The organism is Aerosakkonema funiforme FACHB-1375 (genome assembly GCF_014696265.1).
GTDB lineage: Bacteria > Cyanobacteriota > Cyanobacteriia > Cyanobacteriales > Aerosakkonemataceae > Aerosakkonema > Aerosakkonema funiforme_A.
This window is the reverse complement of sequence record NZ_JACJPW010000191.1, coordinates 1-9,925: the sequence shown is the minus strand read 5'-3', so window position 1 is coordinate 9,925 and position 9,925 is coordinate 1. Positions and strand designations below refer to the sequence as shown.

Genomic DNA, 9,925 nt, shown 5'->3' with positions numbered 1-9,925 from the left:
GTCGCGAGGGTTGTTGTTGTAAGGGGGAAATTTTCATCCCCTACCTACAAGGAAGAGGCTTTCTATTTCCCCCTTACAAACCCCGATTTTCCGGTAATCGCTAGGCAAATTTTCGAGAAGTTGGGCAATTTTCTCAATGATTTCACTATCTTTTACATTCATTTTTTCATTTTCAAAACTCGCTATATATTACAGGGTATAACTAATTAGAAACCGGGTTTCTAAAACATTAGAGAAACCCGGTTTTTCAGTAATTTTTCTACTCTTCAGTTTTTCAAGGTATCTTTAAGCACAGTACGAGCTGCAAGGTGATTGCGAGTCGAAGTCAAAATTTCAGCTTCGCGTTCCAGTCGCGCCGCAGTATCTTGCATTTCTAGCAGCGATTGCTGTTCGGCTGGCACACCGTAAAGGTTGCTAGCGACCCAATAAGATAATTCTCTGGGCAAACTGGGGATATCATCGGGTAATTCAATATTCTGTTCTGTCAACTTAGCGGAAAGACGCACTACATCCCGTAAGAGTTGTTCGACCTCTGCGCCCAAAGAATTTAATTCTTTTTCCGGTGGGTTATCTTCGATCCATTCGACCAAACCAACTCGGTAGGGTTTTTCTCTGACGAATTCCAGAACGCGGAACCGCTGCTGCCCTACGGTTAATATTTTCATGCGATCGTCTGGTAAACGCTGGAACCGAATAATTTCGGCGCAGCATCCCACAGAGGCTGGTTTGCCGTCCGGTTGCATCAGCAGCACCCCAAAACGGCGATCGCTATCTAGAATCGTATTCATCATGATTCGGTAGCGAAACTCAAAGATATGCAGCGGCAGAGGTCTACCTGGAAACAAAACTACTTCCGGCAATGGGAAAAGTGGAAGCTCTCGCACAGCAATTGAGGAAGAGGGAGGCATAGTACAGTCGGTAACGGCGCTTCTTTAACTACTTTAGCGGATCTGCCCTATAAAACACCAATAAACATCTAATAAATAAGCCTTTTAGGACTTATCCTAAAAGGCATACTGGTAAAAAAAATTAATCGATCGCCGATTAAAGTTTTACTTCAATATCTACACCTGCGGGCAAATCAAGTTTCATCAAGGCATCAATAGTCTTGGAGGAAGGTTGATAAATATCGATAATTCGGCGGTGAGTGCGAGTTTCAAAATGTTCCCGCGAATCTTTATCTACGTGAGGCGAACGCAACAGACAATAGATTTTCCGCCGCGTTGGTAAGGGAATCGGACCGATCGCAGTAGCTTGAGTACGATTTGCTGTATCGACAATCTTCTCGCAAGAGGTATCGAGGAGGCGGCGATCGAAAGCTTTAAGACGAATACGAATTTTTTGCTGCTGAAGTGTGGCCATGTTTAATTGTCTAGGTTCTGAATTTACTCGGTAGTTGGTAAGCCTGTAATTACAAGGCTGTTCATTTATTAGAGGGATAGCAAAGGAGCAGAAAAGCAATTGCTCTCTGCTCCAGATTTATGTCAATACGCTTCTACTTGAGGATTTTAGAAACGACACCTGCACCGATGGTGCGACCGCCTTCGCGAATAGCGAAGCGCATACCTTGTTCGATCGCGATCGCGTTGATCAGTTCCACCGTCATTTTCACCCGGTCTCCCGGCATCACCATTTCAGCGGAGCTACCATCATCAGCGGTGAAAGCTTTGATGGTACCGGTTACATCGGTTGTCCGCACGTAGAACTGAGGACGGTAGCCTGCGAAGAACGGTGTTTTGCGACCGCCTTCTTTTTCCGTCAGCACATACACTTCCGACTCAAACTGAGTGTGAGGAGTAATCGAACCGGGCTTTGCCAGCACCATACCCCGTTCCACATCTTCCTTCTTCAGACCGCGCAGCAGCAGCCCTACGTTATCACCAGCCATCCCTTCGTCAAGGGTTTTTTGGAACATTTCCACACCCGTAACGGTTGTGCTGCGAGTGTTTTTGATCCCAACCAGTTCGACTGTTTCGCCCACCTTAACCTTACCGCGTTCGATCCGGCCTGTCGCCACAGTACCGCGACCGCTGATCGAGAACACGTCTTCTACTGCCATCAAGAAAGGCTTGTCAATTTCCCGTTCTGGTGTGGGAACGTAGGAGTCTACCGCATCCATGAGTGCGTAGATTTTATCAACCCACTCATTGTCACCCTTCTTCGTTGCAGGGTTCTTGGTCATCGTCTCCAAGGCTAGCAGTGCGGAACCTGCCACGATGGGAATATCGTCACCAGGGAAGTCGTATGAGCTTAGAAGTTCGCGGACTTCCAGTTCTACCAGTTCCAACAGTTCCTCATCGTCAACCATATCTTTCTTATTTAAGAAGACGACGATGTTGGGTACGCCTACCTGCTTAGCTAGTAGAATATGCTCCCGCGTCTGCGGCATCGGGCCATCAGCGGCTGACACCACCAGGATAGCTCCATCCATTTGAGCCGCACCGGTGATCATATTTTTAACGTAGTCAGCGTGTCCCGGACAGTCTACGTGGGCATAGTGCCGATTTTCGGTTTCGTACTCAACGTGAGCGGTATTGATGGTGATGCCCCGCGCTTTTTCTTCCGGCGCGGCATCAATCTCATCGTATTTCCTGGCTTTTGCACGACCCAGCGCTGCTAGGGTCATTGTAATTGCCGCTGTTAAAGTCGTTTTGCCGTGGTCTACGTGACCGATCGTACCGATGTTGACGTGGGGTTTATTCCGTTCAAACTTTGCGCGTGCCATGAATCAGATGTTCCTTTTCCTTTTATCGAGTATCGATTCGAGATTAAAGATTTTAGTTCTTAGATTTAATTCAATCTAAAAATCTAAAATCTCAAATCTAAAATCGTTATGCGTTCCCTTTGCTCTTGGCGATGATAGCTTCAGCCACGTTGCGAGGCACTTCTTCGTAGTGGCTAAACTCCATCGAGAAGATGCCCCGGCCTTGTGTTTTAGACCGGATATCAGTGGCGTAGCCAAACATTTCTGCCAGTGGCACCTTTGCAGTTACCTTGGCAATTGCCTGTTCGGAGCCCATCCCTTCGATTTGACCGCGACGGGAGTTGAGGTCTCCCATTACATCTCCCAAGAAGTTTTCGGGAACTTCAACCTCAACTTTCATCATAGGCTCCAACAGCACCGGTGAAGCTTTCTGAACTGCTGCTTTCAGTGCCATCGAACCTGCGATCTTGAAGGCCATTTCCGACGAGTCTACGTCGTGGTAAGACCCGTCCACTAAAGTTGCTTTGACATCAATCAGCGGATAGCCAGCCAGAACCCCTGATTCACAGGTTTCTTTTATGCCTTGTTCAATAGGGTTAATGTACTCTTTGGGTACAACACCGCCGACGATTTTGGAGACAAATTCAAATCCGCTGCCCGGATCTCCTGGCTGTAGGTCGATGACTACGTGACCGTACTGACCTTTCCCACCACTTTGGCGGATAAATTTCCCTTCTACTCTGCTGACTGGTTTGCGAACGGTTTCGCGGTAGGCTACTTGCGGCGCACCGACGTTTGCTTCTACCTTGAACTCACGCAGCATTCGATCGACCAAAATTTCCAGGTGCAATTCACCCATACCGGCAATCACAGTCTGGTTGGTTTCCTGGTCGATGCGGACGCGGAAAGTCGGATCTTCTTCTGACAAAGCTTGTAATGCTTTGGAGAGCTTTTCGCTATCCTGCTTGGTTTTTGGCTCTACGGCAACAGAGATGACCGGTTCGGGGATGAATAGGGATTCTAAGATGACTGGAGAGCTTTCTTCGCAAAGAGTATCTCCAGTAATAGTATCTTTAAGACCCAGAACAGCACCTAAATCGCCCGCTCGCAGTTCGTCTACTTCTATCCGATCGTCAGCTTTCAAAATAATCAGGCGAGACACCCGTTCTTTTTTACCCTTCACCGAGTTGAGAACGTAGCTGCCTTTCTTGAGGACGCCGGAGTAGACGCGAATGAAAGTGAGGCGACCGTAGGGGTCTGCCATGATCTTGAACGCTAAGGCTGATAGCGGTTCGTCGTCTGAAGAACGCCGCAATACTTCGCTACCGTCTGGCAACTGACCTTTGATGGGTGGAATGTCAATTGGCGCAGGTAGGTAATCGATCACTGCATCTAACAGCGGTTGAACACCTTTGTTTTTGAAAGCGGAACCGCACAACATCGGTACGATCGCACCTGCGATCGTGCCTTTGCGTATCCCGTTCCGAATTTCTGCTTCAGTTAATTCTTCGCCTTCGAGGTATTTCTCAGTTAAGGCATCATCTGTTTCGGCGGCTGCTTCCACCACTTTGACCCGAAACTCTTCTGCTTTAGCTTTTAATTCCTCTGGAATTTCTGTTTCCTCGATTTCTTCTCCTCGATCGTCTTTATATATCAAGGCTTTCATGCGTACCAAGTCTACAATTCCCTGGAAGTCGCTTTCCGCTCCTATGGGAAGCTGAATCGGTATCGCATTTGCTCTGACGCGATCGCGGATCTGGTCGTACACTTTGTAGAAGTTTGCCCCAGTCCGATCCATCTTGTTGACGAAGACGATCCGAGGCACGTTATACCGATCTGCCTGCCGCCACACAGTCTCAGATTGAGGCTGCACTCCACCTACCGAGCAGAATACAGCAATTACTCCATCCAAAACCCGCATGGAACGTTCGACTTCAATTGTGAAGTCTACGTGACCTGGTGTATCGATAATGTTGATTTTGTGGTCTTTCCAACTGGTGCTAATAGCGGCAGCAGTAATGGTAATTCCTCGCTCCCGCTCTTGCTCCATCCAGTCAGTTACTGTGGTTCCTTCGTGGACTTCGCCAATTTTGTGAACCAGACCGGAATAAAACAGAATTCGTTCTGTTGTTGTTGTTTTGCCCGCATCAATGTGGGCTGCAATCCCGATGTTGCGTACTCTTTCAAGCGGGGCGGTACGTGCCACGGCTACCTCCTTGGTTGTTGCCGTAGATTATAATTTTGTAACTCTCTGTTAAGATTCTATACTTTTCTGTTGCCTCAGCGAGTGAGGAAATCAATACCGATAATGGGCAAAAGCTTTATTTGCTTCTGCCATCCGGTGTGTTTCTTCCCGCTTGCGAATAGCGCTGCCGGTTTCGTTGGCAGCATCCATTAACTCGTTTGCCAGTTTGCTGGCCATTGTCCGACCGGCTCTCGACCTGGAAAATTGAATTAACCAGCGCAACGCCAAAGTTGCACCGCGATCTGCACGCACTTCCATTGGCACTTGGTAGGTAGCGCCACCGACGCGGCGAGCTTTTACCTCTACCAAAGGTGTGGCATTCCGGACAGCCCGCTCAAATGTTTCTAGCGGATCTCCTCCTGTCCGTTCCTGAATTATTTTAAGGGCATCATACACGATTCCCGATGCCACCGACTCTTTTCCACTTCTCATTACCCGCCGAATCATCATGCTGACCAGGCGACTGTTATACATGGCGTCTGGCGGTACGGGACGTTTTTGAATGAGCGCACGACGAGACATATTAAGCCTTCTTCATCAAACTTTAAACTTTATGCTTTGGACGCGATCGATTTCCACTTTTTCTCTACGGCAGTCAGATTTTTCTGCCCGCCCCACTTTACCTGCTGTTACAAATTTTACCCAGTCTTTTCCGACTTTATGGCAAGCTGGTAAGTTACTGAAGCTGTGCTCTTTATCTTGGGTGTTCAATAATACAACACTTTTGCGAGCTAATTTTTTGTACTCATTTTGTCCTATGACGTTCAGCTTTATGGAAATGAGTACGCCATTTTGTCCGATCGGACAGATATCTCTTTTGCAACCGCTTAGGATAAAAAACTTAGCAGGGCAGGCGTGAAAACGATCTTCTCTACCTTCTTTACTTACCTGCTGCTGCCTTGGGACGTTTTGTGCCGTACTTAGAACGCCCTTGCTTGCGGTCTTTTACACCAGCAGTATCCAAAGTACCGCGAATGATGTGATATCTCACACCTGGCAAGTCTTTTACCCGACCACCCCGAATCATTACAACTGAGTGTTCTTGCAAATTATGACCGATACCCGGTATATAAGACGTTACTTCAAAGCCAGATGTGAGGCGCACCCTGGCAACTTTCCGTAAAGCTGAGTTAGGTTTTTTAGGAGTTGTTGTATAAACTCTTGTACAGACCCCACGCCGTTGCGGACAGCTCTTCAATGCTGGGGACTTTGTTTTCTTACGCGCTTTCTGGCGTTCGTCGCGAATTAATTGTTGGATGGTGGGCATGACCTCTGAGTCTACAGTTTTTGGCTGCTTAAAATTAACCACAAATGCAGATTGTATCGCTTTTATTAAATTTTTGTCAAGCGACGCAAGAACTGTAGGTGATGTTCGTACTTCAGATATCGAATGTTTGTTCTGGAGCAGCTATATTTAAAGGCGCTCCAGAAGTGGGCTTAATAGAGAAGGAGTTACCGCAGCCACAGGTTTGAGTGGCTTTGGGGTTATGAAAACGAAAGCCACCACCCATGAGGTCTTCAGAGTAATCTAAGGTGAGGCCATCAACATACTGGCAGCTGTCAGCTGGTATGATTACCTGCAAACCGTTGCAATCGTAAATGATATCGTCGGGTGCGATCGCATCGTCGAATTCCATTGCATACAACAGCCCAGCACAGCCCCCTGCATTAATTTTCAGCCTGAATAGGGCATTTGGCTTTTTTAGCTTGCCTTTAAGGCGCTTTACTTCACTTGCTGCGGCTTTGCTGATATTTATCATTCTTTGCTATCAAGTTAAAATTGTTCGTTGTTGATGGGGACAAGCTTGAAGCGCGATCGAGATCCCTCAATCATAAGCTAAGAACTACGAACAATGAACGATCGAAGTCAAATTATCTTTACTTATCCGCCTTGACGCGGGCATAGTCATCTTGAAAGCGTACAATGTCGTCTTCTCCCAGATATTCTCCATTTTGCACCTCAATCAAAATTAGGGGAATCACACCAGGATTTTCCAGACGATGAGACATACACTGGGGAACATAGGTTGACTCATTACTGTTGAGTAACTTTTCTTCCGAGCCACAAGTAACTCTGGCTGTCCCTGAAACTACTATCCAGTGTTCGCTGCGGTGGTGGTGCATCTGGAGGCTGAGGCGGTGACCTGGCTTGACTTCAATGCGTTTGATCTTGTAACCGCGTCCTTCTTCTAGAGTGGTGAAAGAACCCCAAGGACGCAGTTCTGTGGCAGCAACTGGATTTGATGTTGCAGGAAACGATGTGTGTAAAGGGGATAGTTGGGAAATTTCTTGATGCTGAGCCATAACTTCTTCCTTGAGGATGATGAATTACTTGTGTCAAATATGGAGTTGCCAAAGGCAGACGATCCCCAGTAATGGTAGACCTTTGCCAAACATAGCAAACTCCACCCGTTCGCTGTCACTGCCCAAGTACTTGAAACTGGAAACTTATATCAATTCTTCATCTAGGAATTTTCAGCTTTAAACAAATTTTAAATAGTTAACGAATCTTTGGGGTTTATCGTGAAAAATGTTCATTTTTTTCACATCTGAGTGCGATGGTGGGTGAAGGCACGGGAATTTGATTATTGGTTCAAAATTGGTTCAAAACCATGAATTTATGGCCCGTGCCTAACCTACCTTACAATTAAATAAGTTTTTTCGCTCGCTACTGGGAGCTTCAATTCTCACTTTTTTCCTTAAATCCAAAATCGCCCAATGCCTCAGTTATCTATCGGTCTGGATAAACACACCCAAACCATTATGGATGCGAGCGGCGGTGTGAGGCGAGCGATTGAGCAGTTGGCCCCCAAGGTAAAGACTGGTAGAGCTACCGCCATCTAGGTTGAGAGCGTCTACTGCTCCCATCAGCCGCATTAGTTCGGCAATTTCATTCAAGGTCGGGCCGGGGCCGCCGATCCGGTTGCCCACAGCTACGATCAAGATAGTACCAGAAGCAGTTGTGCCGATACAGGAACGATGTGCGGCTTGATGGATAAAGTTGTCCCGGAATTGTTCGGCTTTGGCATCCAGCACGATTTGACGATTTTGCAGTAAAAGTGGCCCTGCACCCATAACCTGCGGGTAGCGGTCAAATTCCAGGGGAACGGGATAACTTTCCAGCCGGACAATGGTGCCAACGGGAAGGACATCGGCGCTGCTACGATCTCGGACGACTAGCAGGTAGCCTTCAGATGGAATGGGGAAAGAAGTTTTGCTGAGGGCATTACCCAGCAAGGGAATGCGGCTGAATGGTTCTACACTGATGACGCGATCGTTCTCGACGGTGATAATTGTCTCATTTTCGGTTAAAGGAGCGTAAGTAGACCCCCACTCTGGGGTATGTACGGCAATTCCGGATTGCAAGTAGCCACTATTAACCGAGAGAACGGGCAAACGCTCACCCGTAGAAGTAATTAATACTTGCTGAAGGCTGAGATGTCCGATTTTCACTTCGCCGCTATCGTTCCAGGCGATCGCACCTCTGTTTAGAATTGGACTGGATAGCCATAAACCATCACGACGAATTGCTCCCAACGGTAATTGGGTGTTGCGATTAAAAAAGCCACCATTAATCGCAGCTGCCACCTGCCATTGCTTGGCTTGTTCAACTAAGGGAGTAATTCCCACTAAAGTATTGGGATTGCTCCAAATCGGTCTTAACATGATGGATTGGCGGGGATTGATCTCCAGCCACATGACTGGGAACTGAGACGACCCCAAGTTAAACATCTGCTGTCTGTAGCGCAATCCGGTCGCCCAAATAATGTCTCGTTCTACGATGACTTCATCAGTAGCTAGGTCTATGACTAAGCGATAAGGAGCGGGTACACTCCAGATGCGCGGATGCAGACCTGGAGGGATATCAACTCGGATGGTGGTTTTGTTCTGGCTTGTTTCGATTCTTAATGGCAGGCCGGGGTTTGGCGGCGGGATGGGCTCTGTTGTAGCGTATGGTAAAGGGAATCCTTGCTCGTCGGTTGTTGCTTCTGGAGGTTTGGGATAATAACGCTCCATCAGTCCCGGTGCAGCAGCTGCATCGATATGCAGACTCAAAACAGCACCTTGTTGGCTGACTTGCCAGGGCGTGGGAAGATCGAGATCCAAGATGATGCGATGCGGTACTGCAACTTCGCCGTTTTTACTGGGCTGTTCTTGCTGAATGTTCGTTACTGTAGCGGTAGGTGACTTGATTCGCAGGGTTGTACCATCAAAGAGCATTTGCCAACCCAGGCGATCGGCAAAATCGGTAATATCCAAATATCGGTATTGGTTTGTGAGTAAAGTAGGAAAAGTCAGCCGTTCTGCGGAGGGATCGGTAAACCACTGCACTGCCTGCTTGGTCAAATCCCAGGAACTTAACAACTCTACTCCCATTGTTTGCTTTAACCCGGCATCGGTTACCGCAATGTGAGGCTTGCGATTTGTTCCTATTTGCCACTTACTCCAAGTAGCGGGCCAAGTTTGTCCGTTGAGGGAGATGCGATCGCCCTGTCCCAGCAACTTATATTGTCCCGAAGATTTTTTGGGAAGGGGAATCGGCAACTCTTGGGCGAGTACTGTCATCGGTTTTGCCGAAACCAGCTGTTCCTCCTTTTTCAAGAAAGAAGTTGCTACCCAGAGCAATATGCCTATTATGGCTACGATCGCGAGTTGGCGGCGCTTGCGCCACAGCTTTTTGCCATAGAAGCGCAAAGGCGATCGAGAAAGGAAACGAGAAATTCGTTTTTTGAGATACCAAACCATGCCAATGAGAATAGGGAATGGGGAATCGGGAATGGGAATAAACTTTTGTGTCCCTATTCTCCGTTGTATTCGGGCTGACCGCTAAGAACTAACCTGCTACGTAGAACTTATACATTGCCTGATATAATTGGACAACGCTGTCTACTTCCTGTTTCTACCAAGGGTGTCGGCACGCAACTTGTCCACAGGCGTTTAGTTCAGGTTTAGCCAACCTTACTTTGTTGGGCGGC

The 9,925-nt window shown here is 47.6% G+C and carries 10 protein-coding genes; 1 reads left to right on the top strand and 9 read right to left on the bottom strand.

The features are described from left to right. Positions 1 to 266: 266 nt before the first annotated feature. From H6G03_RS36025 to rpsG, 5 genes are all read right to left on the bottom strand, one after another. The gene (locus H6G03_RS36025) at positions 267 to 908 is read right to left on the bottom strand and encodes an LON peptidase substrate-binding domain-containing protein (protein WP_190475554.1); all 642 of its coding nucleotides are present in this window, start codon (positions 906 to 908) and stop codon (positions 267 to 269) included. 136 nt (positions 909 to 1,044) lie between these two features. Beyond that, positions 1,045 to 1,362 carry a 30S ribosomal protein S10 gene (gene rpsJ / locus H6G03_RS36020; protein WP_190475552.1) on the bottom strand — a complete coding sequence of 106 codons (318 nt, stop codon included), beginning with the start codon at positions 1,360 to 1,362 and terminating at the stop codon, positions 1,045 to 1,047. A gap of 133 nt (positions 1,363 to 1,495) precedes the next feature. Continuing rightward, positions 1,496 to 2,725 carry an elongation factor Tu gene (tuf, locus tag H6G03_RS36015; RefSeq protein WP_190475550.1) on the bottom strand — a complete coding sequence of 410 codons (1,230 nt, stop codon included), beginning with the start codon at positions 2,723 to 2,725 and terminating at the stop codon, positions 1,496 to 1,498. Between the two features lie 106 nt (positions 2,726 to 2,831). Continuing rightward, positions 2,832 to 4,910 (bottom strand): elongation factor G, encoded by a 2,079-nt coding sequence (gene fusA, locus H6G03_RS36010; RefSeq protein ID WP_190475548.1) that lies wholly within the window; start codon positions 4,908 to 4,910, stop codon positions 2,832 to 2,834. 90 nt (positions 4,911 to 5,000) lie between these two features. Further along, complete coding sequence (rpsG, locus tag H6G03_RS36005) at positions 5,001 to 5,471, bottom strand: 30S ribosomal protein S7 (protein WP_190475546.1); 471 nt, start codon at positions 5,469 to 5,471, stop codon at positions 5,001 to 5,003. Between rpsG and H6G03_RS36000 the strand changes: the two genes are divergently transcribed. Next, positions 5,452 to 5,808: a hypothetical protein gene (locus H6G03_RS36000; protein WP_190475538.1), complete on the top strand. Its 357-nt coding sequence runs from the start codon at positions 5,452 to 5,454 to the stop codon at positions 5,806 to 5,808. The genes rpsG and H6G03_RS36000 overlap by 20 nt on opposite strands. A 21-nt stretch (positions 5,809 to 5,829) precedes the next feature. Here H6G03_RS36000 and rpsL read toward each other — a convergent pair whose 3' ends face one another. The 4 genes from rpsL to H6G03_RS35980 form a co-directional block, all read right to left on the bottom strand. Next, a complete protein-coding gene (gene rpsL / locus H6G03_RS35995; RefSeq protein ID WP_190475536.1) occupies positions 5,830 to 6,216 on the bottom strand; it encodes a 30S ribosomal protein S12 in 387 nt (128 codons plus the stop codon). A gap of 112 nt (positions 6,217 to 6,328) precedes the next feature. Beyond that, positions 6,329 to 6,709, bottom strand: coding sequence for a HesB/IscA family protein (locus tag H6G03_RS35990; protein ID WP_190475534.1), 381 nt, complete (start codon positions 6,707 to 6,709; stop codon positions 6,329 to 6,331). Between the two features lie 118 nt (positions 6,710 to 6,827). Next, entirely contained in the window at positions 6,828 to 7,253 is a 426-nt protein-coding gene (locus H6G03_RS35985; RefSeq protein WP_190475532.1) for a cupin domain-containing protein, read from the bottom strand. Between the two features lie 423 nt (positions 7,254 to 7,676). Further along, on the bottom strand, positions 7,677 to 9,695 hold the full coding sequence (locus H6G03_RS35980) for a phosphodiester glycosidase family protein (protein WP_190475530.1): 2,019 nt from the start codon (positions 9,693 to 9,695) through the stop codon (positions 7,677 to 7,679). Between the last annotated feature and the right edge of the window lie 230 nt (positions 9,696 to 9,925).

Excerpts from the sequence above, each read along its gene's own strand:
- H6G03_RS36025 (WP_190475554.1), bottom strand. The coding sequence starts at position 908 with ATGCCTCCCTCTTCCTCAATTGCTGTGCGAGAGCTTCCACTTTTCCCA.
- tuf (WP_190475550.1), bottom strand. The coding sequence starts at position 2,725 with ATGGCACGCGCAAAGTTTGAACGGAATAAACCCCACGTCAACATCGGT.
- H6G03_RS35985 (WP_190475532.1), bottom strand. The coding sequence starts at position 7,253 with ATGGCTCAGCATCAAGAAATTTCCCAACTATCCCCTTTACACACATCG.
- H6G03_RS35980 (WP_190475530.1), bottom strand. The coding sequence starts at position 9,695 with ATGGTTTGGTATCTCAAAAAACGAATTTCTCGTTTCCTTTCTCGATCG.
- rpsJ (WP_190475552.1), bottom strand. The coding sequence starts at position 1,362 with ATGGCCACACTTCAGCAGCAAAAAATTCGTATTCGTCTTAAAGCTTTC.
- H6G03_RS35990 (WP_190475534.1), bottom strand. The coding sequence starts at position 6,709 with ATGATAAATATCAGCAAAGCCGCAGCAAGTGAAGTAAAGCGCCTTAAA.
- rpsG (WP_190475546.1), bottom strand. The coding sequence starts at position 5,471 with ATGTCTCGTCGTGCGCTCATTCAAAAACGTCCCGTACCGCCAGACGCC.
- H6G03_RS36000 (WP_190475538.1), top strand. The coding sequence starts at position 5,452 with ATGAGCGCACGACGAGACATATTAAGCCTTCTTCATCAAACTTTAAAC.
- rpsL (WP_190475536.1), bottom strand. The coding sequence starts at position 6,216 with ATGCCCACCATCCAACAATTAATTCGCGACGAACGCCAGAAAGCGCGT.